Here is a 25,337-nt window from a genome sequence, read left to right on the forward strand (position 1 = left end):
CACCAGCATATCTGAACCCGTCCCAAAATTGTTCTTGACATATTTTTAGGTTGGTTCTAAGTTTGTGTTCGTCGCCCCGACCCGCTTCGCCATCACCACCGAAGGAGCCGCCACGATGGTCCGAAACCCGAGCAGCGCACTGAACACCTCCGCGCCCAAGCCCCGCCGCAACACCGAGGCGCCGTTCCCGACGCCGCGCCGCCGGGGTTCGCACTCCCCCATTCGCGGCGCGCAGAACCGCTCGATCGCCGTGCGCCGCCCGCTGCGCATTCCGGGTCGCTGACCCCGCCGAACCGTCGCGTCGACCTCCGAACACACCTCGAACGGGAGCTCTCTTGACCATCACCACCGACCCCATTCGCGACTACCTGGCCGCCATCGGTCGCACTCCCCTGCTCACCGCCGAGCAGGAATACGCCCTCGGCGCCCGTATCGCCGCCGGCGTCGTGGCGCGGGCCGAGATCGATTCGGCCGGCGCCGAACTCGCCGCAGGTCGTCGAGAGATGTTGCGCCGCACCGAAATCGACGGGTTGCGGGCGAAAGACCATATGGTGCGGGCGAATCTGCGGCTGGTCGTGTCCATCGCGCGCCGCTTTCCGACCAATACCGGGATGTCGCTGCTGGATCTGATCCAAGAGGGGACGGTGGGGTTGATGCGCGCGGTGGAGAAGTTCGACCACGAGCGCGGGCTGAAGCTGTCGACCTACGCGACGTACTGGATCCGGCAGTCGATCGGGCGCGCGCTCACCGATCAGGGGCGCGCGATTCGCCTGCCCGCCAATGTCGCCGAGGTGCTGCACCGGGTGGTTCGGGTGCGGCGCGAACTGACCCATCAGCTGGGGCGCGCGGTCACCGTGGAGGAGTTGGCCGAGGGCGCCGAGCTCACGATCGCGCAGGTCGAGGCGGTATTGCGGCACGAGGCCGAGCCGGTCTCGCTGCACGCGCCCATCGGCGAGGACACCGATCTCGGGTCACTGCTGCCCGATACCGCGCCCGCGCCGGCCGACGTGGTGGCCGATCGACTCCTCGGCGGGTATGTCGAGACGGCGCTGTCGGTGCTCACCGAGCGGGAGTCCGCCGTGATCCGGCTGCGGTTCGGGCTGGATCGGGGTGAGGGGCGCACGCTCGAGGAGGTGGGGTGCGCGCTCGGGGTCTCGCGCGAGCGGGCCCGGCAGATCGAGGCGAAAGCCATGATCAAGCTGCGCAAACCCGCCTGTGCCCGTACGCTGGCCGGGTTGCTGGGCTGAGACCCCCGCCAACCTTACTCCAGAGTAAGATCGGCGGCATGGCATGGAAACCAACTGACATCGCGGACCAGTCCGGGCGCACCTTCGTGATCACCGGGGCCAACGGCGGCCTTGGTGCCGAAACCACCAGGGTGCTGGCAGCCAAGGGCGCGACGGTGATCATGGCCTGCCGCAACACCGCCAAGGCGCAGCCCGTCGCCGAGGCCATCCCCGGCGACGTGCGGGTGGCCGCCCTCGACCTCGCCGACCTGGCCTCGGTGCGCGAATTCGCCGACCAGCAGGGCGAATTCGATGTGCTGATCAACAACGCCGGACTGATGAACGTGCCGTTCTCGCGCACCGTCGACGGATTCGAGACCCAGTTCGGCGTCAACCACCTCGGCCACTTCGCGCTCACCGGCCTGCTGCTCGACCGCGTCCGCGACCGGGTGGTGTCGCTGGCCAGCATCGCCCACAAGCAGACCCCGAAGCTGTGGATCGACGACCTCAACTACGACAACCGCCGCTACCAGCGCAACCTCGCCTACGCCCAGTCCAAGCTGGCCAACCTCATGTTCGCCCGCGAACTCCAGCGCCGCCTCACCGAAGCGGGCGCGACCACCAGGTCCTACGCCGTCCACCCCGGCGTCTCGGCCACCGACCTGTTCACCCGCACCGAAACCCCCCTCGACCTGGTCAGCAAGCCCTTCATCACACTCATCGGCCACGCCCCCCACAAGGCCGCCCACTCCACCCTCTTCGCCGCCACCACCCCCGACGCCGACCCCACCACCTACTGGGGCCCCAACCGCCTCCTGCAATCCCAGGGCCCCGTCACCGCCTGCCCCTCCAGCAAAATCTCCCGCAACCCCGACCTCCTCCACAAACTCTGGGAAGAATCCGAAAAAATGACCGGAATCACCTACAAGTTCTGATCGACCGTCAGCACGATCTTGCCGCGGCCGCGCCGAGTGTCGCTGATCTCGTGGGCCTTGGCCGCGAGTTCCAGCGGCAGCGCGGTCTCGACGTGGACGCGCAGCGCACCCGCCTCGACCAGCGCGGCGATCTCCCGCAGGGCCGCGCCGTCGGGTTCCACGATCATGAACCCGGCGCGCACCCCGAACGGGCGGGCCTGCTCGACGAGCGCGGCCTCGGCGGGCGAGGCCAACGAGACGAGGATGCCGCCGGAGCGCAGGACCCGCAGTGAGCGCGGCCCGTATTCGCCGCCGATCGGATCGACGACCACGTCGACGTCGCGGACCGCGGCCACGAAATCCGTTGTCGTGTAGTCGATGACCTCGTCAGCGCCGAGGCTACGCACGAAATCGTGATTGTCGGCGCGTGCCGTGACGATGACGTGAGCACCGCGCGCCTTCGCGATCTGTATCGCGACATGGCCGACCCCGCCCGCCCCGGCATGGATCAACACCCGTCGGCCGGGCCCCACCTCGGCGGTGTCGACCAGCGCCTGCCAGGCGGTGAGCGCGACGAGCGCGAGCGCGCCGGCTTCGGGGTGGGTGAGGTTCGCGGGCTTGCGCGCGAGGTGGCGGGTCGGCGCGGTGACGTACTCGGCGTAGGTGCCCGCCGCGTAGGGCAGTCGCGGCATCCCGAACACCTCGTCACCGGGGGCGAACAGCGTCACGCCGACGCCGACCGCCTCGACCACGCCGGACACGTCCCACCCCAGCGGGACGATCTCGCCGAACAGCCCGCCGCTGCCCCGGTGCCACGAGTCGGTCGGGTTCACCCCGGCCGCGTGAACGCGGATCAGGACCTCCGCCGGACCCGGCGTCGGCTTGTCGACCTCCACCACCCGCAGCACCTCGGGTCCACCGAAGCTGTCCTGCCGGATTGCGCGCATCGTTTCTCCCTTGTCTCCCATGCCGTTTCACCTCGAAACGGCGGTGTGGGGACCACGATGCCGGGTCGACGAGACCGCCACGAGTGGCAAGAACGCCAATATATGCAAGGATCTTGCCATGCATCGCGTGGTGGTTCTGGCGTTGGACGGGGTCTATCCATTCGAGCTGGGGATCCCGGCCCGGATCTTCGGCACGGCGACCGGTCCCGACGGCGCCGCGCTCTACGACGTGCGCACGTGCAGCCTCGACGGCGCACCGGTCGCCACGAACGCCGACTTCCGCATCGCCGTCGAATCCGACAGCGGCGCGCTCACCGAGGCCGACACCGTGGTGATCCCGCCGTTCTCCGCGTGTGACGCACCGGATTCGGAGTGGGTGCCCGCCGAGCTCGCCGACGCGCTGCGCCGACTGCGCCCCGACACCCGCATCGTCTCGATCTGCACCGCCGCCTTCGTCCTGGCCGCGATCGGCCTACTCGACGGCAGACCCGCGACTACCCACTGGAAGCAAGCCGATCGGTTCCGCACCTTGTTCCCGCAGGTCAGCATGGATGCCGACGTGTTGTTCGTCGACTCCGGCCGCATCCTCACCGCGGCAGGCAGCGCCGCCGGGATCGATGCGTGCCTGCACCTGCTGCGCCGCGATCACGGCAGCGCGGTCGCCAATCAGGTCGCCCGCCTGTGCATCGTGCCGCCGTGGCGCGAAGGCGGCCAGGCTCAGTTCATCGATCGCCCGGTCCCCGAACCGAGCAGCGCCACCACCGCCGCCACCCGCGCCTGGGCGTTGACACATCTGGACCGACCGCTGCCGCTGTCCGAACTCGCCGCGCACGCCCGCATGAGTGTGCGCACCTTCTGCCGCCGCTTCCGCGAGGAGACCGGCCTTCCGCCCGGCCAATGGCTCACCCAGCAGCGCGTCGAACACGCCCGCCACCTGCTCGAAGCCACCGACCTGCCCATCGACCGGGTCGCCGCCGACGCGGGCCTGGGCAGCGCCGCCTCGCTGCGCCAACATCTCGCCGCCACGATCGGCGTCTCCCCCACCGCCTACCGCCAGACCTTCGCCCGAACCGCCGCGGTGACCTGACCCACGCACGCGGTGACCTGGTCCTACGCACCGCGTAGTAGGCGGGTACCGTGGAGCGCGTGTCCGCTCCATCTCCCCGTCCGGCGCATAATCGTCCGGCTCTGATCGCGCTGGTGTTTGTTGTCGCGGTGGGCTGTCTGGCGTTGGCGTGGTGGCAGTGGGAGCGGTTCGAGTCGTCGTCGGGGACCGGGCAGAATCTGGGGTACGCGCTGCAGTGGCCGTTGTTCGCCGGGTTCGCGGTGTTCGCGTTCGTGCGGTTCGTGCGGTTGGAGCGGGAGGCGGACGGGCCGGCGAAACCGGCGGTGGACAAGGCTTCGGCGCCGCGTGAGATTCCGGAGGGCATCCTGCCGGAGCGTCCGGTGGCCGCGCGCAGCGACGACCCGGAAACGGCCGCGTACAACCAGTACCTGGCGCGACTACACGCCGAAGACATCGATGAGCAGGTCCGCACCGCCGGCTTGCCTTCCCCCGAGAGGAACGCCGGGTGACCACCAGCGAGAACCAGATCGACACCACCGTCGCCACCCCGCCCGCGGGCGCGGCCAGTCGCGAGAAGGTTCGGGCCGCGCTGAACCGCTACCGGGTGCTGGCCTGGATCACCGGTGTCTGGCTGCTCGTGCTGACCGCGGAACTGATCTACAAGTACCTGATCCTCGACGACAAGTCGCAGGCGCCGAGCTGGTTCTTCTACATCGGCCAGGCCCACGGCGTGTTCTACATGCTGTACCTGGCCCTGACCATCGACCTGGCGATCAAGGCCCGCTGGAAGGGTTCGCAGACGATCCTGACCGCGCTGGCCGGGACCGTCCCGTTCCTGTCGTTCTTCGCCGAGCACCGCAACGCCCAGGACGTGAAGCGCCAGTTCGGGCTCTGAGCTCAGGCCAGTGCGGCCAGCGCGGGCAGGAGTTGGCGCAGCGCCCGACCCCGGTGCGAAACGGCGTCCTTCTCGGCGGGGGTGAGTTCGGCCGCGCTGCCGGTGCCGCCCTCGGGGTGGAACAGCGGGTCGTAGCCGAACCCGCCCGCACCGTACGGTTCGCGGGCGATGGCGCCGGGCCATTCGCCGCGAACCACGGTGGTGGTGCCGTCGGGCAGAACCAGGGCGCAGGTGGAGACGAAGCGGGCGCCGCGCCGCTCGTCGGGAACATCGCCGAGTTGGGCGAGCAGCAGCGCGTTGTTGGCCGCGTCGTCGCCGTGCCCGCCCGACCAGCGCGCCGACAGCACACCGGGCATCCCGTTGAGCGCGTCGACCTCGACGCCGGAATCGTCGGCCACACACGGCAATCCGGTCGCGACGGCCCCGTCGCGCGCCTTGGCGATCGCGTTCTCCTCGAAGGTGGCGCCGGTTTCGGGCGCCTCCGCGTAGGGCGCCACGTCGGCCAGGCTCACCAATTCGATTCCGGCGACCCCGGCTTCGTCGAGGATGCGCTGAAGTTCTTTCAGCTTCTTGGCATTTCGGCTGGCCACCAGCACCCGCGCGCTCACGACTACTTCTTCGCGGCCGGTTCGGGCAGCGCGCCCGGGTAGGGCAGTTCCAGTGCGGCCTTCTGGATGGCGAACAGCTGCTCGGCCCCGGCGAAGGCCGAGTCCAGCATCTTGTCCAGCGTCGAGCGCGGGAAGGTGGCGCCCTCGCCGGTGCCCTGGATCTCCACCAGCGTGCCGGTGTCGGTGGCGACCACGTTCATGTCGACCTCGGCACGCGAGTCCTCCTCGTAGGGCAGGTCCAGGCGCACCCGGCCGTCGACCACGCCCACGCTGACCGCGGCGATCATGCACGAGATCGGTTGCGGGTCAGCCAGTTTGCCCGCGGCGGCCAGGTAGGTCACCGCGTCGGCCAGTGCCACGTAGGCGCCGGTGATCGCGGCGGTGCGGGTGCCGCCGTCGGCCTGCAGGACGTCGCAGTCCAGCGCGATGGTGTTCTCGCCCAGCGCGGCCAGGTCGATGCAGGCGCGCAGCGAACGGCCGATCAGGCGGCTGATCTCCTGGGTGCGCCCACCGACCTTGCCCTTCACCGATTCGCGCCCGCTGCGGGTGTGGGTGGCCGCGGGCAGCATCGCGTATTCCGCGGTGAGCCACCCCAGTCCCGAATCCCGCCGCCACGGCGGCACCCCCTCGGTGACACTGGCGGTGCACAGCACCCGCGTCTGCCCGAATTCCACCAGCACCGAACCCGCCGGGTGCGTGGTGAAACCCCGAGTGATCTTCACGTCGCGGAGCTCGTCGTCCGCCCTACCATCAGCTCGTCTAGACACACCGGCAGTGTAGTTGGCGCGCTTACAGGTCGAAGCTCTCGCCCGGTGATACGGCGTGGACCGGCCCGGAGAAGGCCGCTTTCGCCTCGGCGATCACGTCCTCGCGCGAGGTCCACGGCGGAATGTGGGTGAGCAGCAGCTCCTTGGCGCCCGCGCGCGTGGCGATCTCGCCCGCCTCGGTGCCCGAAAGATGAATGCCCGGCGGGCGATTCGCCGGATCGTGGGTCCAGGAGGCTTCGGCCATGAGCACATCGGCGCCCTGGGCCAGCTCGACCACCGCGTCGCACATGGCGGTGTCGCCGGTGTAGACGAACACGCGCCCGTCGGCGGCGGTGATGCGCAGTCCGTAGGACTCCGGCGGGTGGAACATGCGGCGGGCCTCGACCGTGTGGCCGGGGCCGAACGGGATCGGGGTGTTCTCGACCCAGGCCTGGGAGTCGATCACGTCGGACCAGTCGTCGGTCTCGCCGCCGATCTCGGCCGAGGCGTTGCCGATGCGCAGCGCGGCGTCGGAGGGCCCGCGCACGAGCGCCTTGCCGGTCGGCGGATTGGGGTGGTAGCGCCGCCACACCAGCAGCGCGGGCAGGTCGAGGCAGTGATCCGCGTGCAGGTGGGTGAGGAAGATATCCACATCGGCCGGATTCATGTGCTTCTGCAGCGCACCGAAGATGCCAGGACCGAAGTCGATGACGGTCGGTCGCATATCCGGACCCGTCAGCAGGTAACCCGACGCGGGTGAATCCGGGCCGGACACACTGCCCGAGCACCCGAGGACGGTAAGGCGCATTCCCTCATGCTGCCACGACGTGCTGGTACTCACTGCAGGATCCCCCCAATTTCCGATCCGGACCCCTGGCTACCGCGTTGGTACTGCGCGGCCGACCGAAGCTCCACGGCGGCGTCGACGTTCATCTGACGAGAGTACCCAGCCCGCGAGCACTCCACCCACCGCCCCGAAAAGATGTCCCTGCCAAGAAATTCGAGGGTCGCTGGGCAGCACGCCCCACAGCATCGAACCGTAGAACAACAGGATCACCAGACCCACCACGATCTGGCCCACATTGCGCGCGAACCAGCCACGACAGATCAGGTAGGTGAGCCAGCCGAACACGATCGAGGACGCGCCCAGGTGCAGGCTGCCCGAGGAACCGGTGAGCCAGGTGCCCACGCCGGCGACCACCCAGATGATGGCCGTGGCCGCGATCCCGCGCCCGATCCCGGAGACCAGCACGAGGAAGCCGAGGACCAGCAGCGGCAGGGTGTTGGCGATCAGGTGGTCCCAGCCACCGTGCAGCAACGGCGCCCAGAGGATGCCGTCGAGCCCGCCCACATCGCGCGGCTCGATGCCCGCGCCGTCGAGCTGGTTGTTCGCGCCGACCGGGCGATCGTGGGACAGCACCACGTCGATCGCCTCGATCACGTACAGCGACCCCACGAACGCGAGGATCACGATCGCGGCGCGCAGCCAGGATCCCCCACGACGCGCGGGCGCCGGGGAGCCGGTGCTCCCGCGTAACCCCGCGACCCGATCCGGGTCGAACGAGGCACCCACCCCACCGCTCACCGACATCGCCTCCGTTTCAGCACGTGCTCTTCGACCAGCACTGATTCGAGACTACCGAAGGGGACCGACATCCGGTCAGGCCCAGAGCTGGCCGTCCAACTTCTCCTCGGCTTCGTCCAGCGTGCCGTCGTATGCCCCGGTGGACAGATACTTCCAGCCGCCGTCGGCCACGACGAAGGCGATATCGGCCCGCTTTCCGGCCTTGTGCGCCTTCTTGGCGACGCCGAGGGCCGCGTGCAGGATCGCCCCGGTGGAGATGCCGGCGAAGATGCCTTCCTCGCCGACGAGTTCGCGGGTGCGTTTCACCGCGTCGTACGGGCCGACCGAGAAGCGGGTGGTGAGCACCTTCTCGTCGTAGAGCTCGGGGATGAAGCCCTCGTCGATATTGCGCAGGCCGTACACCAGTTCGCCGTAGCGCGGCTCGGCCGCCACGATCTCGATGCCGGGCACGTGTTCGCGCAGGTAGCGACCGGTGCCCATGAGCGTGCCGGTGGTGCCCAGGCCCGCGACGAAATGCGTGATCTCGGGCAGGTCGGCGAGCAGTTCGGGCCCGGTGTTCTCGTAGTGCGCCAGGGCGTTGGCGGGGTTGCCGTACTGGTAGAGCATCACCCAGTCGGGGTTCTCGGCCGCGATCTGCTTGGCCAGCGCCACCGCCTGGTTTGAGCCGCCCGCGGCGGGCGAGTCGATGATCTCGGCGCCGAACATCGTGAGCAACTGCCGCCGCTCCACCGAGGTGTTCTCCGGCATCACGCACACGATCCGGTAGCCCTTGAGCTTGGCCGCCATGGCCAGCGAGATCCCGGTGTTGCCGCTGGTCGGTTCCAGAATGGTGCAGCCGGGGGTGAGCAGCCCGTCGGCCTCGGCCTGTTCGATCATCCGCAGCGCGGGCCGGTCCTTGATCGACCCGGTGGGGTTGCGGTCCTCTAGCTTGGCCCACAGCCGCACGTGGTCGTCACCGTCCCACTGCGGGGACAGTTTCTGGAGCCCGACGAGCGGGGTGTTGCCCAGGGTCGCGATCAGCGATTCGTAGCGGGCCACGAGATCAGGCGCCGCCGGCCACGGCGGGCAGGATGGTGACCGACGCGTCGGCGGGCACCTCGGCGTCCAGGCCGCCGGAGAAGCGCACGTCCTCGTCGTCGACGTAGATGTTGACGTAGCGGTTGAGCTTGCCGTCCGAGAGCAGCTTGTCGGCCAGGCCCGGGTGGTTGGCGTCGAGGTCGGCGATGAGCGCGGACAGGGTCGAGCCCTCGCCCTGCACCCGCTTCTCACCCCCGGTGATACCACGCATGATGGTCGGGATGGACACGGTTACCGGCATGGGGACTCCTCGGGTGATGACTTGGTGGGTTCAGTAGGAATCGACGACGCGCACCGGTTCTTCGGTGACCTCGCCGTCGATGATGCGGTAGCTGCGCAGTTCGTGGGCGTGCGGGTCGCGGGTGGACACCAGCACGTAGTGCGCGTCGGGTTCGGCGGCGTAGGAGATGTCGGTGCGGCTCGGGTAGGCCTCGGTGGCGGTGTGGGAGTGGTAGATGACGACCGGGACCTCGTCGGCGTCGTCCATCGCCCGCCACACGCGCAACTGTTGGCCGGAGTCGAACCGGTAGAAGGTGGGTGAGCGTTCGGCGTTGACCATCGCGACGAACCGCTCGGGGCGGTCGCTGCCCTCGGGTCCGGCGATGATCCCGCAGGCCTCGTCGGGGTGATCGGCGCGCGCGTGCGCCACCATCGCGTCAACGAGATCGGCCCTGATCACCAGCACTTGTCGACCCTTTCCACATCCAGCTAGAGCGCCGTCGAGCGCCTTCCTCGACAACGACCCACCCTATTCGGCTATTCCGGCGGGCGCGCACTCCGGCCCCGGCCGCGTCGTCCTCGCAGGTGGGATCGGGTGCCGCGCGCCCGGTCGGGGTCCGGCGGCGAGCACGGTCACGGCGAATCGATGCGACCCGTGCGCGTTCGGGCGGTCGAGTCAGCGTGGGAACAGGTCGTAGTAGGCGGGGATATCGGCGATCGAGGTCGCGGCGAGGACGGCGTCGACCACCGCGCGTTCGACCACCACGGCCGCGGCGGTACACAGCTGGTCGAGCAGCAGCAGGTCGCCGGGGAACGCGGCGGGCAGCGGGAGCGGGGCCACCTCGATCGCGCCGGTGGCGAGGGCGAACAGGGTGTCGCCGTCCAGTGGCGAGTGCACGGGGCGGATCGCGCGGGCGAGTCCGTCGTGGGCGGTGGCGGCCAGGCGGCGACAACCGGCCGGGTCGAGCGCGGCGTCGGTGGCGATCACGCCGATCGTGGTGTTGAGGACCGTGCCCTTCACCGGCAGTGCGTTCAGCGCGGCGATCTCCGGCGCGGTGCCGGGCCGGAGTCCGAAGAAATCGGGTCCGTCGGTGCCCACGCCCCACGGCAGTCCGGTGCGCGGATCGACCACCGAGCCAACCGGATTGGCGACGATCACCGCGCCGATGGTCACGCCGGCACCGGGCCCGTCGGTGAGAACCACACTGGCCGAACCGATTCCGCCCTTGAGCGCACCCGCTCGCGCGCCGACGCCCGCACCCGCTGTGCCCCTGGCGAATTCGGTCGAGGCCGCCGCGGCCGCGCGATAGCCGAACTCGGCGTCGGGTCGGAGGTGCCAGTCCCCCACCGGCAGGTCGAAGATCACCGCGCCCGGCACGATCGGCACCACCCGACTCGGATCGGTCGGGTCCATCGGGATGCCCTCGCCGTGCTCCTCCGACCAGCGCATCACGCCGTCGGCGGCGGCGAGGCCGTAGGCGCTGCCGCCGGTGAGCACGATCGCGTTGAGCCGCCGGACGGTGTTGGCCGGGTCGAGCAGGTCGGTTTCCCTGGTTCCCGGACCGCCGCCGCGCACGTCGACCGAGGCGGTCGCGCCGCCGGGTACCCGAACCACGGTGCAGCCGGTCGCGGCGCCGGTCCCGAGGGTGACCTCGGCGTCGAGGGCCTGGTGGTGGCCGACCAGCACACCGGCCACATCGGTGATCGAATTACGAGCCCCCGGTGCGCTGCGCATCGGTCAGGGCGCCAGGGCTTGGAGCAGCGAATCCTGCATCCAGGTCAGCCAGTGGTAGACGTCGAGGTGCGGGGCGCGCGGATCGTTCGGATCGAAGTGGTCGGGCGTTTCGTCGTCGATGTCGAGCAGGGTGCCCAGCGCCAGCCGCACATCGGTGAGCGCGGCCAACCACGCGTCGGCCTGCTCGGGGGTGAGCACGATCTTGCCGCCGGTCTCGGGGCAGCTGTCGAGCACGACCTTGCCCGCTGCCAGTTTCGCGTCGATGATCTCGGGTTCGTGCAGGCTGCGCAGGGCGCTGTTGAGATCGGCGCGCTTGGCGTCGGGGGAACCGGGCTCGGCGCGGTGGAAGTCGGGTAGCAGCCGCAGCAGTTGCGGGTCGTCGGGCGGGGTGGAATTGCCGGTGCGCAGACCGGTGAGCGCGGCGAGTTCGTCTTCGGGGGTCTCGGCGGCGCGATCGTTGAGCAGGCCCGACACCGCGCCGATCAGGGAGCGAAGGACCGTGGCCTCGTGCTCGTCCATTTCGGATCGAAGCTTGAGGCCACTCAGCGAGTTCTTCCTGCTCCACTTGCGCACAGGGCCAGGCTACCCAGTTCCTCAGTCGTCTCGTTGCATGGTCGCCCACAGTCCGGCCGCGTGTAAGCGGCGCACGTCCTGCTCCATCTTGTCGCGCGAACCCGACGACACGACGGCCTTGCCCTCGTTGTGCACCTGCATCATCAGCTCGGTCGCTCTGGCTTTGCTGTAGCCGAACAGCTTCTGGAAGATGTAGGTGACGTAGTGCATCAGGTTCACCGGGTCGTCCCACACCACGGTGACCCAGGGCCGGTCCTCGGCCTCCAGGATCTCGGTAAATTCCGTGGTCTCCGGCGTCGCCTGCGGTGCCGACAGTGCGGCGTTCACAGCGTCGGTGACGGCGCCGGCCCGAACGGTATTGCACACGGCCATGAAAACCAGGGTACGACGAGGCCCACGAGATTCAACACCCGCGGTGACTAGAGTTTCGGATGTGCAGATCCGTGACGAGTTCGCCAGCACCGCGCTGCTGACCGACCAGTACGAACTGACCATGCTCGCCGCGGCGCTGGCCGACGGTTCCGCGCGGCGTCGATGCACCTTCGAGGTGTTCGCGCGGCGGTTGCCGCACGGGCGTCGCTACGGCATCGTCGCGGGCACCGGTCGCCTGCTCGACGCGCTGGCCCACTTCCGCTTCGGCCCCGACGAGCTGGCCGTGGCCGCGAAGTTCCTCGACCCGGCCACCGTGGACTGGTTGCGCGAGTACCGCTTCACCGGCGATATCGACGGCTACGCCGAGGGCGAGCTGTACTTCCCCGGCTCGCCGATCCTGACCGTGCGCGGCAGTTTCGCCGAGTGCGTGGTGCTCGAGACGCTGGCCCTGTCGATCTTCAATCACGACAGCGCCATCGCCTCGGCGGCGGCGCGGATGGTGAGCGCGGCGGCCGGTCGCCGAATGATCGAGATGGGGTCGCGGCGCACCCACGAACTCGCCGCCCCGTCGAGTTCGCGTGCCGCCTACCTGGCCGGCTTCGACGCCACCTCCAATCTCGAGGCCGTGCGCAGCTTCGGCGTGCCCGGCGCGGGCACCAGCGCGCATGCCTTCACCCTGCTGCACAGCGGCGCCGACGGCGAGCACGAGGCCGCCGCCTTCCGCAGTCAGGTCGACGCGCTCGGCATCGGCACCACCCTGCTGGTCGACACCTTCGACATCACCCGCGGCGTGGCGACCGCGATCGAGGTGGCCGGTCCCGAACTCGGCGCGGTGCGCATCGACTCCGGCGACCTCGGCGTGTGGGCCGCGCAGGTCCGCAGGCAACTCGACGAGCTCGGCGCGACCGGCACCCGCATCGTGGTCTCGGGCGATCTCGACGAGTACGCGATCGCGGCGCTGCGGGCCGAACCGGTCGATGTGTACGGCGTCGGCACCTCGCTGGTCACCGGTTCCGGGGCGCCGACGGCGGGCATGGTCTACAAGCTGGTCGAGGTGGACGGGATCCCGGTCGCCAAGCGGTCCAGTCACAAGCAGTCGCGTGGGGGGACGAAGAAGGCGGTGCGGTTGGCGCGCGCCACGGGCACCATCGTCGAGGAGATCGTCTACCCCGAGGGTTCGGAAGCGCCCGCCACCAACGGTTTTCAGGTGCGCGAGTTGCAGGTGCCGCTGGTACGCGGCGGCGAGGTGGTCGACGGGGTGGCGACACTGGCGCAGAGTCGCGAACTGGTCGCGCGCGGGTTGGTGAGCCTGCCGTGGGAGGGGCTGAAGTTGTCGGCGGGTGAGCCCGCGGTCCCGACGACGTTCCTCGGCTGAGAATCGACACACCGAACGAGCCGGAGACCGCGCGACCGAGGACCAGCTACCGCTACGGCACAGACTCGACCACCCGACCGAGCACCGGCGACCACCTACCACTGCGGCGCAGACTCGACCGCGCGAGTGAGAATCGTCGTGGTCGCGGCCGAGCGGGCTTCTCGGCTCACGCCGAGCAGGTAGCCGCGATGGCTTTCACGGCGGAGAATGGTGACGCTCGAACGAGGTGGAGGATGACATGGGACGCGGTTTGATCATTGTCGACGTGCAGAACGACTTCTGCGAGGGCGGTTCCCTCGCGGTGGCCGGTGGCGCGGCGGTCGCCGCCGCGATCACCGATTTCGTGGCGCGGGAGAACTACGACGCCGTGGTCGCGACCAGGGACTGGCACATCGATCCCGGCCCGCACTTCTCCAACGAACCCGACTATGTCGACTCGTGGCCGCCGCACTGCCGCGTCGGCACCCCCGGCGCCGATTTCCATCCGGCCCTGAACACCGCCCCCATCCAGGAGACCTTCTCCAAGGGCGAGTACACCGCCGCCTACTCCGGCTTCGAGGGCGCGGCCGCCGACGGCACCACCCTCACCGACTGGCTGCGGGCCCGCGATATCGACGCCGTCGACGTGGTCGGCATCGCCACCGACCACTGCGTGCGCGCCACCGCCCTCGACGCCGCCGCGGCCGGTTTCGACACCACCGTCCGGCTCGATCTCACCGCGGGCGTGTCGCCCGAGAGCACCGAAACCGCGATCACCGCCCTGCGCGCCGCGGGCGTGAACCTGCACCCCTGAATACTGTCCCCATGGACTATCGATTCCCGGCGCACACCCGACCCGCCCTCACCAAGGCCCTCGCCGAGACCGACAGCATCCACGACGCCGCCGACCTGGTCTTCTGGTCCAACCCCGCCACCGACGACCTGCAACGCCTCGGCGTCGGCGCCTTCGGCCAGCTCCCGCCCGCGTTCTCGCACCTGCTGGCCCTGTCGAGCCTGCACACCACCGTCCTCGACGCCGGTTTCTCGCGCTACCTGAAAACCCGCCGCAGCGAACTCCCGTGGGCCACAAGGGGTTTGCGCGCAGCAGGCATGCCCCGCCTGGCCGCCGCCGCGATCCTCGCCGCCCGCGACGCCTCCGCGAGTTCGCCGCACGACGACCTCGACCGCTTCTGGGAAGACGAACACCAGACCCTGGCCAACCCCGACCAGATCCGCCGCCCCACCGGCGACCGCGCCGAGGACCCCGACGAGATCTACGACATCAACGAACCCGCCGACTTCGAACAGCGCGTCCTCGACTACGTCCGCGACCACCTCGACGACTTCGTGCGCGAAACCTGACCCGACCACCCACCGAGGTGGCATTTTCGTGCAACCATCCGCCCCCAACCCCGAAAATCAGCCGTCTCAGCGCGTCTGTGCACGTTTATGCCACCGCTACCTCCACGCATACCTCCTGGCCGACCGAACCCTGTCGTACCCCACCGATAAGCTCGCCGCGTGCCCGAACTTCCTCCCGTAGCCGACCTGCTCGTCACCGCCGTGCGCGCCCTCGGCGGCAAGGAACGCACCGGGCAGACCACCATGGCCACCGCGGTGGACCACGCGATCGACACCAAGGAACACCTCGCGGTCCAGGCGGGCACCGGCACCGGCAAGTCGCTGGCCTACCTGGTTCCGAGCCTGCGGCACGCGGTGCGCACGGGTCGCACCGTGGTGGTCTCCACGGCCACCATCGCCCTGCAACGCCAGCTCGTCGACCGCGACCTGCCGCGCCTGGCCGAGGCCCTCACCAAGCCGCTGGGCCGGGCACCCCAGTTCGCGATCCTCAAGGGCCGCAACAACTATCTGTGCCTGAACAAGATCAACAGCGTCATCCCGGAGGACACCGGCGGCGAGGCCGAACTCTTCGACGCCTTCGCCATCTCGCGGCTGGGCCGTGAGGTCCAACGCCTCAACGAGTGGGCCTCCGACACCGAGACCGGCGACCGTGACGAGCTCACCCCCGGCGTCACCGACCGCGCCTGGCGCCAGGTCAGTGTGGGTTCGCGCGAATGCCTGGGCAAGTCGCGCTGCCAGTTCGGCCAGGACTGCTTCGCCGAGAAGGCGCGCGCGGAATCGGCGCAGGCCGATGTGGTGGTGACCAACCACGCCCTGCTGGCCATCGACGCCATCAGCGGCATCCAGATCCTGCCCGAACACGATGTGGTCGTCATCGACGAGGCGCACGAGCTGGTCGACCGGGTCACCGGCGTGGCCACCGCCGAACTCGCCGCGACCGCGATCAGCGCCGCCGCCCGCCGCTGCACCAAACTGATCGACGAACGCGAGGTCGACCGCCTCGAGGGCGCCGCCGAGGCCTTCCACCAGGCCATGGAGGACCTGTCCCCCGGCCGCTGGGACCAGCTCCCCGACGGCATCGCCCCCGTGCTGGCCCTGGTCCGCGACGCCGCGTGGAACGCGCGCACCGCCATCGCCCCGACCGGCAGCGTCAAAACCCAGGACGACCCCGACAACGCCGCCGCCCGCACCATGGCCGTGGCCGCCCTCGACGACGTCCACGACGCCGCGGTGCGCACCCTCACCGCGTTCGAGGAAGCCGACCCGGCCGCGCGCCGCGACGTGATCTGGATGTCGGCCGACGAGATGCGCGGCGTGCCCCGCCGCACCCTGCGCATGGCGCCGCTGTCGGTGGGTGGCCTGTTGCGCAGCAGGCTCTTCGGCACCGCCACCGTGGTGCTCACCTCGGCCACCCTGCAGATCGGCGGCTCGTTCGACGGTCTCGCGATCACCTGGGGTCTGCCGTCGCAGTCGGGCGGCAAGGTCGACCCGGCGCTGGCCAACGGCGCCACCGCCCCGGCCGATCTGGAATCGATCCGCTGGAACGCCCTCGATGTGGGCTCACCGTTCGACCACGCGAAGTCCGGCATCCTCTATGTCGCCAAGCACCTGCCCCCGCCCGGCCGCGATGGCCTGTCCCCCGCCTATCTCGACGAGATCGAACAGCTCATCACCGCCGCCGGTGGCCGCACGCTGGGCCTGTTCTCCTCGATGCGCGCCGCGAAGGCCGCCACCGAGGCGCTGCGCGAACGCCTCGACACCCCGGTCCTGTGCCAGGGCGACGATTCGATGGGCGCGCTGGTGCGTAAGTTCGCCGACGACCCGGCCACCTCCCTGTTCGGCACGCTCACCCTCTGGCAGGGTGTCGATGTGCCCGGCCCGTCGCTGAGTCTGGTGATCCTGGATCGCATTCCGTTCCCTCGCCCCGACGATCCGCTGCTCACCGCGCGGCAACGAGCGGTGGAATCGCGTGGCGGCAACGGGTTCATGACCGTGGCCGCCAATCACGCCGCCCTGCTGTTGGCCCAGGGCACCGGCCGGTTGCTGCGCAGTGTCGACGATCGCGGCGTGGTAGCCGTTCTCGATTCGCGCCTGGCCACCGCCCGCTACGGCAGTTATCTGCGCGCCTCGCTGCCGCCGTACTGGGAGACCAGCGATCCCGAGGTGGTCGCGAAGGCGTTGCGCAGGCTCACCGATACCGCCTGAGCTCCCGAACGATTCACCAAGCGCGCGAACGTAACTCGTGAGAACGTGTGGTGATGACGCACCACGCCGATGGCGAGGTACTCGGCGAATTTCTGGTCAGCGCACGATCTTTGACCGAGTACCGCGCGATGTTCCACCTGCACGACGATGATCTGCGCGGCCGCCGAATACTCGACTGTCCCGGTGGCGCGGCGAGTTTCGCGGTCGAGGCGAGCGAGCTGGGCGCCGAGGTCACCGCCATCGATCCGATCTACGCCACCGCGCCACCCGAGTTGGCGGTGCGCGCGCGTGCGGAGAACGAACGCGCGGTGGCCTGGGCCCATGCCCACGCCGGGCGCTACCGCTGGGACTGGTACGGCTCCACCGCCGAGCACGCCGAGATCCGCCGCGGCGCCGCCGCCCGCTTCGCCGACGATGTCCGCGCCACCCCGCAGCGCTATCTCGCCGGTTCGCTGCCGTCGCTGCCGTGCGCCGACGACGCCTTCGACCTGGCTCTGAGCTCGCACCTGCTGTTCAGTTACGCCGACCGCCTCGACGCCGACTTCCACCTGGCCGCCCTGCTCGAACTGTCGCGCGTGACCACCATCGAGACCCGCGTCTACCCCCTGCTCGACTACACCGGCGCCCCGCTCGACGATCTCATCGCCTACCTGCGCACCGAGCTCTACGACAAGGGCGTCGACACCGAACTGCGCAAGATCGACTACGAGTTCCACCACGGCGCCGACACCATGCTGACCCTGCGCACGGCCGCCTGAATCCTCACGGGCACACGCGAACACGCGCCGAACCGTACCGTCGGGAATGGTTCGCACCCCGTCGGACCGCTGATTATGTCGATTTCCTACCGAAGTCGAACCGCCGCCGAAAGCCGATCGTCGGCGCGGTACGTTCTCAGGCGTGCACACGACGCGAGCCGCCACGGCCCTGCCACGCACGACCCTGACGCTTCTGCTGCTATTCGGCACCGCCGTGTTCGGCGTGACCCTGCTGTTCACCACCATGGATCCCCACATGGACGCGGGCGGCATCCTGGTGGGCGGGCTCGATGTGCACATCTACCGCGACGGCGGCTGGCGCGTCGTGCACGAACGCGCCCTCTACCTCGAGCCCACGCACTACAACCTGCTCTACACCTACACCCCGTTCTCGGCGCTGGTGTTCCTGCCGCTGCTGCTGGTGCCGTGGGCGCACGTCACCACGACCTGGTTGGTGTTCAACCTGCTCGTGCTGTTCGGCGTTGTGCTGCAGAGCTTTCGGATGCTCGGCTACCGGGTGACGCCCGCTCTGGCCTGTGCGAGCGCCCTGCTCACCCTCACCTGCACGTTCTCCGAGCCGGTGCGCACCACCCTGTACTACGGGCAGATCAATCTGGTGCTGATGCTGGTGGTGCTGTGGGACTTCTCCCGCGCCCGCGACAGCGCGCTGCGCGGACTCGGCGTCGGCATCGCGGCCGGGATCAAACTGACCCCGCTCTACTTCATCGCCCAGTACCTGGCCCAGAAGCAGTGGCGCGCGGCGGCGACCGGCACGCTCACGTTCCTCGCGACGATCGGCGTGACCGCCGTGGTCCTGCCCAGCGATTCCTACCAGTACTGGACCTCCACGTTCTTCCACTCCGGCCGCATCGCCCCCGACACCCATCCGGCCAACCAGTCCGTGCGCGGGACCATCGCCCATCTCACCCACGGTCCCGCCCCGATCTGGCTGTGGTTGCTGATCGCCGTGCCGATCGCGCTGGTCGCCCTGTGGCTGGCCGCGGCCCTGGTCCGCCGTGACGAACCGCTGCTGTCGGTCACGCTCGGCGGCCTCACCGCGTGCGCGGTGTCCCCGTATTCGTGGGGCCACCACTGGGTGTGGTTCGTCCCGCTGCTCGTCTACCTCATCCACCGAGCCCAGACCGGTTCCCGCTGGTGGCTCGCCGCGGCCGCCCTCTACCTGGCCACCGCCGCCTGGACCTACACCTACACCCCCACCTGGGTCAGCGTGGGCACCTTCCTGCTCCCCCCGTGGTGGCCGCTGCCCCAGCTCTTCCTCAACATCTACACGCTGATCTACCTGATCACCTTGGCAGCCATCGCCTTTCACGTCCGCTCACCCAGGAAAACCACACCGCGCGTCAAACACCCCGCACCGCAAGAAAATTCGCACGCCGCAGCCCAGCTCCAAACCGCGAAGATCGTCGCCGGTACCGACGACGATCGTCCGACAGCAACCGTGCGCTGACCCGCTCCTACCCGCAGGACCAGTCGAAAATGCCCGACTCCAAATCGAGTTGGCCGTTGCCCCCGCCGAAGTTCAGCCCGGAGATCTCCTCGATCTCCAGGTAGTACGGGGTGAGACCCTCGGGCAGCGCCTGGACCGGGAAGGCGGTACCGCCGAGGTGGGAGCGCCCGAACAGCGGCTCGGCCCACGGGGTCCAGCCGGAGTCGTCGGTGAGCGGATCCTGGTACTTGGTGTTGGGGTCGTACTCGACAGGCGGGATGCCGACATTGGGGTCGCCGGTGCGCTCGGCGAGCCAGATGCCGAGGGTGGGTTCGACATCGTCCCAGGCATTGCGGCCCTCGTCGCTCGCGGCGTGCGAACCGGGCTCGCGGACGTCGGCGGGCGGGGCGGCGGGGCCCGCGTCGAATTCCTTGTCGGTGAGCCAGATCAGGGCGAAGGCGCCGCCGATCTCGTCGTGCAGGATCTGCGACTTCGGGTGGAAGCGGGTGGCGGCCAGGTCGCGCGCCAGCGGGTCGTCGGAGTTCGCGTCGGGTTCGACCGCGTCGGAGCCGGCGAACTGACCCTCGCCCTGGAAGAAGGCGATGGCGGGGAAACCCGGTCCGCGACGCTGGTAGTCGGTGGGCAGGCGCAGGGTGAACGCGTGCATCATCGGCAATCCGGTGAGAGGTCCGCGCGGCCAGGTCGCGGGGTCGATCGCCGGACCCGCGCTGCCGATCCACCCGGCGCGCACCGGGCCGACGAGCGCCAGCGGTTCCCCGCCGGGCGTCTCGGCCAGTTTGTCCGCCGAGTCACCGAAACCCAGGTCGTAAGCCTTCATCGCAGCTCTCCTCCTCCATCCGCGGACAATGCCCGACGCCGCTGCTGTCCCCGGCGCCGCCACGAGCGTAATCGCTGCTACCGACAGCCACGCGCACTGCGTGGAACCCCAGGTATCCGGCCGATGACGAACTGGCGCGAAAGAGGCGGCGCGGCAACCGAATCCGGGCCGAAAACGCGAAAGGGCCGCCCTACCAGGACGGCCCGTTCGCGTGCGATCGCTCAGATCACCACGCCATGGTGGCGTAACCGACCAGCGTGCTCTCCGACTCCTGCGACAGCTTCCAGGTGCCGTTGACGGCCTTCCAGGTCACCGGGATCGGGTAGATGTAGTCGCCGAGCTGGCTGTTCAGGGTGGCGTGGAGGGTGTCGCCGTCGACGGAGACGGGGCCCGCGACGCTCCAGCGGTAGCCGGGGATGCGGTTGACGGTGTCGCGCACGACGATCAGGCTGCCCGCGTTGCCGGACTCGAGCTCGGCGGACGAGCCGTTCATGGCCGCGGTCAGCTTGCCCTGCAGTTCACCGACCGACGGGGTGGCGGGCGCGGCGATGGCGGCGGGGGCGGTGGCGACGACGGCAACGGTGACCGGCGCGAAGACAGCGGCGAGAGCCATCGAGGCAGCAGCGAACGAGCGCTTCATGGGTAGATCTCCTTCAATCAAGGCTTAGGCTAGCCTAAGTATAGACACACCTACGCCGAGATCCCTACTCGACCAAGAAGATGAAGTACGCGATGAACAACACCATCAGCGCCCACATCACCGGATGGACTTCCTTGATCCGACCCTTGGCGACCATGACGATCGGGTAGAAGATCATGCCCATCGCCAGCCCGTTGGCGATCGAATACGTCAGCGGCATCATGATCACGGTGATGAACGCGGGCACCGAATATTCCAGGTTCTGCCAGTCGATGTCGCCGAGCGAACGCGCCATCAGCACGCCGACCACGATCAGCGCGGCCGAGGTGATCTCGGCCGATCCGGCCACCACGGAGAAGATCGGGTAGCAGAACATCGCGATCAGGAACCACCCCGCCGTGGTCACCGCCGTGAATCCGGTGCGACCACCCGCCGACACACCCGCGGTCGATTCGACATAGGCGGTGGTGGTGGAGGTGCCGATGATGGCGCCCGCGGTGGTGCCGACCGAGTCCGCGGCCATGGCACTGCGCGCGCGGGGCAGCGTGCCGTCCTTGTTGAGCAGCCCGGCCTGGTTCGCGACGCCGATGAGAGTGCCGGAGGCGTCGAAGAAGTCGACGAACAGCATGGTCAGCACCACGATGATCATCTGCCCGGTGAAGGCGTCGGGCAGGTGGATGATCGCCTGACCGAAGGTCTGATCCAGGCCCTTGGGCAGCTCGGCGATGCCGTCGGGCACGCCGACCAGCCCGGTCACCATGCCGAGCACGGTGGTGGCGACGATGCCGTAGAGGACCGCGCCGTGCCAGCCGATCACCAGGAAGATCACGGTCACGATGAGCCCGAACATGGCCAGCAGCGTGGTGCCCTTGGTGAAGTCGCCGAGGGTGACCAGGGTGGCGTCACTGTTGACGACGATGCCCGCGTTCTTCAAACCGAGGAACGCCACGAACAACCCGATACCCGCGCCGACCGCGAACTTCAGCTGCAGCGGGATCGCGTTGAGGACCCGTTCGCGGATCTTCGTGATGGCCAGGACGAAGAAGATGAGGCCCGAGAGCAAGGTTCCCGACAGGGCCACCTGCCACGGGATGCCCATGCTGAGCACCACGGTGTAGGCGAAGAAGGCGTTGAGGCCCATGCCCGGTGCGAGCGCGATCGGGTACTTGGCCCAGATGCCCATGACCAGCGTGCCGAACACCGCGGCAACGGCCGTGGCGGTGAACACCGCCTGCATCGGGATGCCCTTGTCGCCGAGCGCCCCCTCGTCACCGAGGATCGACGGGTTCACCGCCAGCACATACGACATCGCCAGGAACGTGACCGTGCCCGCCATCGCCTCGCGTTTGAAGGTGGACCCGCTCGACGAGATACCGAAGTATCCGTCGATGCGCCCTCGGGCGCGGGTTGCGACATCGCTGGCCATGACTCTCCAGTCCGGGTTTCTCGAAGCTGTTCGATGGGAAATAGTGCCCGCCGAACGGTAGCGGAGAGTTCACTCGATCGAATAACCCGGCATACGTGTCACGCGTACTGTTACGCCCCCGCGACGGCCACCAACCCCAGTTCGGCGTCGGCGGCGAGCAGCGCGTTGTGCGGCAGCACCCGCACCGTATAGCCGACCGCGCCCGACAGCGGCACCGGCGCCTGGATCGAATACAGCTCGGTGCCGTGGTCGGTGCCGGTGTGGGTCATCTCGAAGGTGGTGGTGTCGGACAGGTCGTCGGTCGGCGAGACCCGGCCCAGCACCGCCTGCACCACCACGTCCGCCGGGGTGAGCCCGCCGAGTTCGACGCGCGCGTGCAGCGACAACTCGGCGCCGATCACCGGCGTATCGGGTAGCCCGGAGCTGTCCACCTGCGCGATCCGCACCGAGGGCCACGCGGCGTCGACGCGCCTGCGGTACTCGGCGACCTGGGCGGCGCCGGCGAACTTGTCCGCGGCGGCGCGACCGAACGCGGCCGCGGCCGGTCCGTAGTACTGCTCGGCGTAGTCGCGCACCATCCGCGAGGCCAGCACCTTCGGGCTGGTGGTCTGCAATGTGTGGCGCACCATCTCGGTCCAGCGCACCGGCACGCCGTCGCCGTCGCGGTCGTAGAAGCGGGGCGCGACGGTGCGTTCGACCAGTTCGTAGAGCGCCGACGCCTCGAGATCGTCGCGGCGGGCCTCGTCGCGGACGCCGTCGGCGGTGGGGATGGCCCAGCCGTTGTGGCCGTCGAACATCTCGTCCCACCAGCCGTCGCGGATCGACAGGTTCAGGCCGCCGTTGAGCGCGGACTTCATCCCCGAGGTCCCGCACGCCTCGAGCGGGCGCAGCGGATTGTTCAGCCACACATCGCAACCCCAGTACAGGTAGCGGGCCATCGACATGTCGTAGTCGGGCAGGAACACGATGCGGTTGCGCACCTCGGGATCGTCGGCGAAGCGCACGACCTGCTGGATCAGCGCCTTGCCGCCGTCGTCGGCGGGGTGACTCTTGCCCGCGACGACCAACTGCACCGGGCGTTCGGGGTCGAGCAGCAGCGCGCGCAGCCGATCGGGATCGCGCAGCATGAGGGTGAGTCGCTTGTAGGTGGGCACGCGGCGGGCGAAGCCGATGGTGAGCACGTTCGGGTCGAAAACGTCGTCCACCCAGCCCAATTCGGCGTCGGCGGCGCCGCGCTGATGCCAGGAGTCGCGCAGCCTGCGCCGCACCTCCTCGATCAGCACGCCGCGCAAGGTGTTTCGCGTCGACCACAGCTGCCCGAGGTCGACATCGCTGAGCTTCTCCCAGCCCCGCGCCTCCTCCACGAGTTCGGGACCGACGAGTTCGCGCGCCTTGTCGATCCATTCGCGCGCGGCCCAGGTGGGGGCGTGCACGCCGTTGGTAACCGAACCGATCGGCACCTCGGACGCGTCGAAGCCCGGCCACAGCGCGGCGAACATGTCCCGGCTGACCTCACCGTGCAGCTTGGACACCCCGTTGGCGCGCTGGGCCATCCGCAGACCCATGTGCGCCATGTTGAACACCGACGGATCGCTCTCGCGACCGAAGGCGAGGATACGGTCGACGGAAAGCCCTGGCAGCAGCGCGGATTCGGATTCACCGTGCCCGCCGCCGAAGTACCTGCGCACCAACGGCATCGGGAACCGGTCGATGCCCGCCGGGACCGGGGTGTGTGTGGTGAACACGGTGCCCGCGCGGACCGCGGCCAGCGCGGTATCGAAATCCAGTCCGTCGGCGATGAATTCGCGAATCCGCTCGACGCCGAGGAAGCCCGCGTGGCCCTCGTTCATGTGGAACACATCGGGATCGGGCAGGCCGTTGGCGCGGGTGTAGGCCCGCACCGCGCGCACCCCGCCGATCCCGGCCAGGATCTCCTGTTTGATGCGGTGGTCCTGGTCGCCGCCGTAGAGCCGGTCGGTCACCGCGCGCAGTTCCGGATCGTTCTCGGCGATGTCGGAATCGAGCAGCAGCAACGGAATTCGGCCCACCTGCGCGATCCACACCCGCGCGCGCAGCACCCGCCCCTCGGGCATCCCGACGTGGATGAGCACCGGCGAACCGTCACTGGTGAGCAGGCGCAGCGGCAACCCCTGCGGGTCGAGCGCCGGGTAGTGCTCCATCTGCCAGCCGTCGGCCGACAGCGACTGCCGGAAGTAGCCCGAGCGATACAGCAGCCCGACCCCGATCAGCGGCAACCCCAGATCCGAGGCGGCCTTGAGGTGGTCACCGGCGAGGATGCCGAGACCACCGGAGTAGTTCGGCAGCACCTCGGTGACACCGAACTCCATCGAGAAGTAGGCGATACCGGCCACGTCGGTGCCGGTCTGCTCCTGGAACCAGCGCGGCCGGGTGAGGTAGTCGCGCAGGCCTTCCGCGGCCGCGTCGACCCTGGCGGTGTAGTCGGGGTCGGCGGCGAGTTCGTCGAGCCGCTCGGCGGGCACCTCCCCCAGCATCCGCACCGGGTCCTGCCCGACGACGCGCCACAACTCGGGATCGAGTTCGGCGAACAGATCCTGGGTCGGACCGTGCCAGGACCAGCGCAGATTGGTCGACAGCTCGTCCAGTGCGGCGAGCCGCTGCGGCAGATGAGCACGGACAGTGAACCGACGGAGTGCCTTCACCAGCCAGAGAGTACCCGCGCTCGCCGGGCGGAGCGCGTCAGAAACAACGCCGCAACCCAGGGCCTATCGATTCGATCCCGCAACCCACTGATCTCGAAAGAACATGGGTAACTCCCCGACCACCTCCCACCCATCGCCATCTTCCGGTAGCCCGACGACCGACAGTCGAGCTACCGGACGTCACGCTGAATACTCGGAGAGGCGGGGGAGCGGGATCTCGGTGATCACGTCGACGAGGACACCCGACGGGTCGGCGACGATGAAGTGGCGCTGGCCGAAGTCCTCGGAGCGCAATTCCAGTTCGGCGTGCAGCCCACCGGTTTTCACCAGGCGATCCCATTCGGCGTCGACATCGTCGACCTCGAAGTTGAGCACCAACCCCTGGACCGGTTTGCCGAAACCGGCGGGGATGGTCGGGTGGGTGGGGTCGAGCAGGGCCAGTTCGTAGTCGGGTTCGCCGTCGGCGCCGGGCCGCCGCAGGCTGACGTACCAGTCGGCCTCGAACACGATCTCGAAGCCGAACCAGGTGGTGTAGAAGTCGCGCGACTGTGCGATCCGGGTGGTGGCGAGCACGGGGTAGAAGCTGCTGAGTCTCATGACGATCACCTTTCACATACCGTTGGTATGTGTCGTACGATAGTTCACATACCACCGGTAGGTCAA

General features: G+C 69.1%; 28 protein-coding genes. 12 read left to right on the forward strand and 16 right to left on the reverse strand.

The annotated features are described in order from the left end of the window. Positions 1-115 precede the first annotated feature (115 nt). The 3 genes from ACFP3H_RS25010 to ACFP3H_RS25020 are packed head-to-tail and all read left to right on the forward strand — an operon-like array spanning position 116 to position 2,161. On the forward strand, positions 116-283 hold the full coding sequence (locus ACFP3H_RS25010; protein WP_378609636.1) for a hypothetical protein: 168 nt from the start codon (positions 116-118) through the stop codon (positions 281-283). Between the two features lie 52 nt (positions 284-335). Continuing rightward, complete coding sequence (locus ACFP3H_RS25015) at positions 336-1,247, forward strand: sigma-70 family RNA polymerase sigma factor (RefSeq protein WP_378609637.1); 912 nt, start codon at positions 336-338, stop codon at positions 1,245-1,247. Positions 1,248-1,285: 38 nt separating this feature from the next. After that, complete coding sequence (locus ACFP3H_RS25020) at positions 1,286-2,161, forward strand: oxidoreductase (RefSeq protein ID WP_378609638.1); 876 nt, start codon at positions 1,286-1,288, stop codon at positions 2,159-2,161. Here the strand turns inward: ACFP3H_RS25020 and ACFP3H_RS25025 are convergent. Further along, a complete protein-coding gene (locus ACFP3H_RS25025) occupies positions 2,149-3,087 on the reverse strand; it encodes an NADP-dependent oxidoreductase (protein WP_378609639.1) in 939 nt (312 codons plus the stop codon). The two genes, ACFP3H_RS25020 and ACFP3H_RS25025, sit on opposite strands and share 13 nt — an antisense overlap. A gap of 118 nt (positions 3,088-3,205) precedes the next feature. Between ACFP3H_RS25025 and ACFP3H_RS25030 the strand changes: the two genes are divergently transcribed. Genes ACFP3H_RS25030 through ACFP3H_RS25040 form a run of 3 tightly spaced genes read left to right on the forward strand, consistent with a single transcriptional unit; the run spans position 3,206 to position 5,048 of the window. Next, the gene (locus ACFP3H_RS25030; protein ID WP_378609640.1) at positions 3,206-4,174 is read left to right on the forward strand and encodes a GlxA family transcriptional regulator; all 969 of its coding nucleotides are present in this window, start codon (positions 3,206-3,208) and stop codon (positions 4,172-4,174) included. Between the two features lie 59 nt (positions 4,175-4,233). Beyond that, positions 4,234-4,662, forward strand: coding sequence for a transcriptional regulator (locus ACFP3H_RS25035; RefSeq protein ID WP_378609683.1), 429 nt, complete (start codon positions 4,234-4,236; stop codon positions 4,660-4,662). Further along, the gene (locus ACFP3H_RS25040) at positions 4,659-5,048 is read left to right on the forward strand and encodes a DUF3817 domain-containing protein (protein WP_378609641.1); all 390 of its coding nucleotides are present in this window, start codon (positions 4,659-4,661) and stop codon (positions 5,046-5,048) included. Before ACFP3H_RS25035 ends, ACFP3H_RS25040 begins: the two co-directional genes overlap by 4 nt. Positions 5,049-5,050: 2 nt before the next feature. Here ACFP3H_RS25040 and rdgB read toward each other — a convergent pair whose 3' ends face one another. The 10 genes from rdgB to clpS form a co-directional block, all read right to left on the reverse strand. Next, positions 5,051-5,656 (reverse strand): RdgB/HAM1 family non-canonical purine NTP pyrophosphatase, encoded by a 606-nt coding sequence (gene rdgB, locus ACFP3H_RS25045; RefSeq protein WP_378609642.1) that lies wholly within the window; start codon positions 5,654-5,656, stop codon positions 5,051-5,053. 2 nt (positions 5,657-5,658) lie between these two features. Beyond that, the gene (gene rph, locus ACFP3H_RS25050) at positions 5,659-6,423 is read right to left on the reverse strand and encodes a ribonuclease PH (RefSeq protein ID WP_378609643.1); all 765 of its coding nucleotides are present in this window, start codon (positions 6,421-6,423) and stop codon (positions 5,659-5,661) included. Positions 6,424-6,445: 22 nt separating this feature from the next. Further along, positions 6,446-7,210, reverse strand: coding sequence for a cyclic nucleotide-degrading phosphodiesterase (locus ACFP3H_RS25055; protein WP_378609644.1), 765 nt, complete (start codon positions 7,208-7,210; stop codon positions 6,446-6,448). A 69-nt stretch (positions 7,211-7,279) separates the two neighbouring features. Next, positions 7,280-7,993, reverse strand: a complete 714-nt coding sequence (locus tag ACFP3H_RS25060) for a rhomboid family intramembrane serine protease (RefSeq protein WP_378609645.1) — start codon at positions 7,991-7,993, stop codon at positions 7,280-7,282. A gap of 69 nt (positions 7,994-8,062) precedes the next feature. Then, on the reverse strand, positions 8,063-9,025 hold the full coding sequence (locus ACFP3H_RS25065; RefSeq protein WP_378609646.1) for a PLP-dependent cysteine synthase family protein: 963 nt from the start codon (positions 9,023-9,025) through the stop codon (positions 8,063-8,065). Positions 9,026-9,029: 4 nt separating this feature from the next. After that, entirely contained in the window at positions 9,030-9,305 is a 276-nt protein-coding gene (locus ACFP3H_RS25070) for a MoaD/ThiS family protein (RefSeq protein ID WP_378609647.1), read from the reverse strand. A gap of 30 nt (positions 9,306-9,335) precedes the next feature. Further along, complete coding sequence (locus ACFP3H_RS25075; RefSeq protein WP_378609649.1) at positions 9,336-9,749, reverse strand: M67 family metallopeptidase; 414 nt, start codon at positions 9,747-9,749, stop codon at positions 9,336-9,338. 210 nt (positions 9,750-9,959) lie between these two features. Beyond that, positions 9,960-11,018 carry a P1 family peptidase gene (locus ACFP3H_RS25080; RefSeq protein ID WP_378609650.1) on the reverse strand — a complete coding sequence of 353 codons (1,059 nt, stop codon included), beginning with the start codon at positions 11,016-11,018 and terminating at the stop codon, positions 9,960-9,962. Positions 11,019-11,021: 3 nt separating this feature from the next. Continuing rightward, positions 11,022-11,591, reverse strand: a complete 570-nt coding sequence (gene aosR / locus ACFP3H_RS25085; protein ID WP_378609652.1) for an oxidative stress transcriptional regulator AosR — start codon at positions 11,589-11,591, stop codon at positions 11,022-11,024. A gap of 21 nt (positions 11,592-11,612) precedes the next feature. Next, a complete protein-coding gene (gene clpS, locus ACFP3H_RS25090; RefSeq protein ID WP_378609653.1) occupies positions 11,613-11,963 on the reverse strand; it encodes an ATP-dependent Clp protease adapter ClpS in 351 nt (116 codons plus the stop codon). Between the two features lie 61 nt (positions 11,964-12,024). Here clpS and ACFP3H_RS25095 point away from each other — a divergent pair, with 61 nt between their 5' ends. From ACFP3H_RS25095 to ACFP3H_RS25120, 6 genes are all read left to right on the forward strand, one after another. Then, complete coding sequence (locus tag ACFP3H_RS25095; RefSeq protein ID WP_378609654.1) at positions 12,025-13,338, forward strand: nicotinate phosphoribosyltransferase; 1,314 nt, start codon at positions 12,025-12,027, stop codon at positions 13,336-13,338. Positions 13,339-13,576: 238 nt separating this feature from the next. Further along, positions 13,577-14,131, forward strand: coding sequence for an isochorismatase family protein (locus ACFP3H_RS25100; protein ID WP_378609656.1), 555 nt, complete (start codon positions 13,577-13,579; stop codon positions 14,129-14,131). A gap of 11 nt (positions 14,132-14,142) precedes the next feature. Further along, on the forward strand, positions 14,143-14,679 hold the full coding sequence (locus ACFP3H_RS25105) for a DMP19 family protein (protein ID WP_378609657.1): 537 nt from the start codon (positions 14,143-14,145) through the stop codon (positions 14,677-14,679). A 159-nt stretch (positions 14,680-14,838) separates the two neighbouring features. Then, the gene (locus ACFP3H_RS25110; protein ID WP_378609659.1) at positions 14,839-16,884 is read left to right on the forward strand and encodes an ATP-dependent DNA helicase; all 2,046 of its coding nucleotides are present in this window, start codon (positions 14,839-14,841) and stop codon (positions 16,882-16,884) included. A 53-nt stretch (positions 16,885-16,937) separates the two neighbouring features. Continuing rightward, the gene (locus ACFP3H_RS25115; RefSeq protein ID WP_378609660.1) at positions 16,938-17,642 is read left to right on the forward strand and encodes a methyltransferase domain-containing protein; all 705 of its coding nucleotides are present in this window, start codon (positions 16,938-16,940) and stop codon (positions 17,640-17,642) included. A 142-nt stretch (positions 17,643-17,784) separates the two neighbouring features. Then, positions 17,785-19,110 carry a glycosyltransferase 87 family protein gene (locus ACFP3H_RS25120; protein WP_378609661.1) on the forward strand — a complete coding sequence of 442 codons (1,326 nt, stop codon included), beginning with the start codon at positions 17,785-17,787 and terminating at the stop codon, positions 19,108-19,110. A 7-nt stretch (positions 19,111-19,117) separates the two neighbouring features. On the opposite strand, the gene ACFP3H_RS25125 is transcribed toward ACFP3H_RS25120, so the two are convergent. The 5 genes from ACFP3H_RS25125 to ACFP3H_RS25145 all read right to left on the reverse strand — a co-directional run bounded on the left by ACFP3H_RS25125 (position 19,118) and on the right by ACFP3H_RS25145 (position 25,271). Then, positions 19,118-19,927 carry a hypothetical protein gene (locus tag ACFP3H_RS25125; RefSeq protein ID WP_378609662.1) on the reverse strand — a complete coding sequence of 270 codons (810 nt, stop codon included), beginning with the start codon at positions 19,925-19,927 and terminating at the stop codon, positions 19,118-19,120. 226 nt (positions 19,928-20,153) lie between these two features. After that, positions 20,154-20,567: an MTB12 C-terminal domain-containing protein gene (locus ACFP3H_RS25130; protein ID WP_378609664.1), complete on the reverse strand. Its 414-nt coding sequence runs from the start codon at positions 20,565-20,567 to the stop codon at positions 20,154-20,156. Between the two features lie 64 nt (positions 20,568-20,631). Beyond that, positions 20,632-21,993, reverse strand: a complete 1,362-nt coding sequence (locus ACFP3H_RS25135; protein ID WP_378609665.1) for an NCS2 family permease — start codon at positions 21,991-21,993, stop codon at positions 20,632-20,634. A gap of 110 nt (positions 21,994-22,103) precedes the next feature. Beyond that, on the reverse strand, positions 22,104-24,674 hold the full coding sequence (gene glgP, locus ACFP3H_RS25140; protein ID WP_378609666.1) for an alpha-glucan family phosphorylase: 2,571 nt from the start codon (positions 24,672-24,674) through the stop codon (positions 22,104-22,106). Between the two features lie 180 nt (positions 24,675-24,854). Then, a complete protein-coding gene (locus ACFP3H_RS25145) occupies positions 24,855-25,271 on the reverse strand; it encodes a VOC family protein (RefSeq protein ID WP_378609668.1) in 417 nt (138 codons plus the stop codon). Positions 25,272-25,337 lie beyond the last annotated feature (66 nt).

Origin of the sequence: Nocardia lasii (assembly GCF_042658545.1) — a bacterium.
Lineage (GTDB): Bacteria > Actinomycetota > Actinomycetes > Mycobacteriales > Mycobacteriaceae > Nocardia > Nocardia lasii.

Excerpts from the sequence above, each read along its gene's own strand:
- ACFP3H_RS25010 (WP_378609636.1), top strand. The coding sequence starts at position 116 with ATGGTCCGAAACCCGAGCAGCGCACTGAACACCTCCGCGCCCAAGCCC.
- ACFP3H_RS25020 (WP_378609638.1), top strand. The coding sequence starts at position 1,286 with ATGGCATGGAAACCAACTGACATCGCGGACCAGTCCGGGCGCACCTTC.
- ACFP3H_RS25135 (WP_378609665.1), bottom strand. The coding sequence starts at position 21,993 with ATGGCCAGCGATGTCGCAACCCGCGCCCGAGGGCGCATCGACGGATAC.
- ACFP3H_RS25105 (WP_378609657.1), top strand. The coding sequence starts at position 14,143 with ATGGACTATCGATTCCCGGCGCACACCCGACCCGCCCTCACCAAGGCC.
- ACFP3H_RS25055 (WP_378609644.1), bottom strand. The coding sequence starts at position 7,210 with ATGCGCCTTACCGTCCTCGGGTGCTCGGGCAGTGTGTCCGGCCCGGAT.
- ACFP3H_RS25070 (WP_378609647.1), bottom strand. The coding sequence starts at position 9,305 with ATGCCGGTAACCGTGTCCATCCCGACCATCATGCGTGGTATCACCGGG.
- ACFP3H_RS25080 (WP_378609650.1), bottom strand. The coding sequence starts at position 11,018 with ATGCGCAGCGCACCGGGGGCTCGTAATTCGATCACCGATGTGGCCGGT.
- ACFP3H_RS25060 (WP_378609645.1), bottom strand. The coding sequence starts at position 7,993 with ATGTCGGTGAGCGGTGGGGTGGGTGCCTCGTTCGACCCGGATCGGGTC.
- ACFP3H_RS25025 (WP_378609639.1), bottom strand. The coding sequence starts at position 3,087 with ATGCGCGCAATCCGGCAGGACAGCTTCGGTGGACCCGAGGTGCTGCGG.
- ACFP3H_RS25030 (WP_378609640.1), top strand. The coding sequence starts at position 3,206 with ATGCATCGCGTGGTGGTTCTGGCGTTGGACGGGGTCTATCCATTCGAG.
- ACFP3H_RS25145 (WP_378609668.1), bottom strand. The coding sequence starts at position 25,271 with ATGAGACTCAGCAGCTTCTACCCCGTGCTCGCCACCACCCGGATCGCA.
- ACFP3H_RS25100 (WP_378609656.1), top strand. The coding sequence starts at position 13,577 with ATGGGACGCGGTTTGATCATTGTCGACGTGCAGAACGACTTCTGCGAG.
- ACFP3H_RS25130 (WP_378609664.1), bottom strand. The coding sequence starts at position 20,567 with ATGAAGCGCTCGTTCGCTGCTGCCTCGATGGCTCTCGCCGCTGTCTTC.
- clpS (WP_378609653.1), bottom strand. The coding sequence starts at position 11,963 with ATGGCCGTGTGCAATACCGTTCGGGCCGGCGCCGTCACCGACGCTGTG.
- ACFP3H_RS25125 (WP_378609662.1), bottom strand. The coding sequence starts at position 19,927 with ATGAAGGCTTACGACCTGGGTTTCGGTGACTCGGCGGACAAACTGGCC.
- ACFP3H_RS25115 (WP_378609660.1), top strand. The coding sequence starts at position 16,938 with ATGACGCACCACGCCGATGGCGAGGTACTCGGCGAATTTCTGGTCAGC.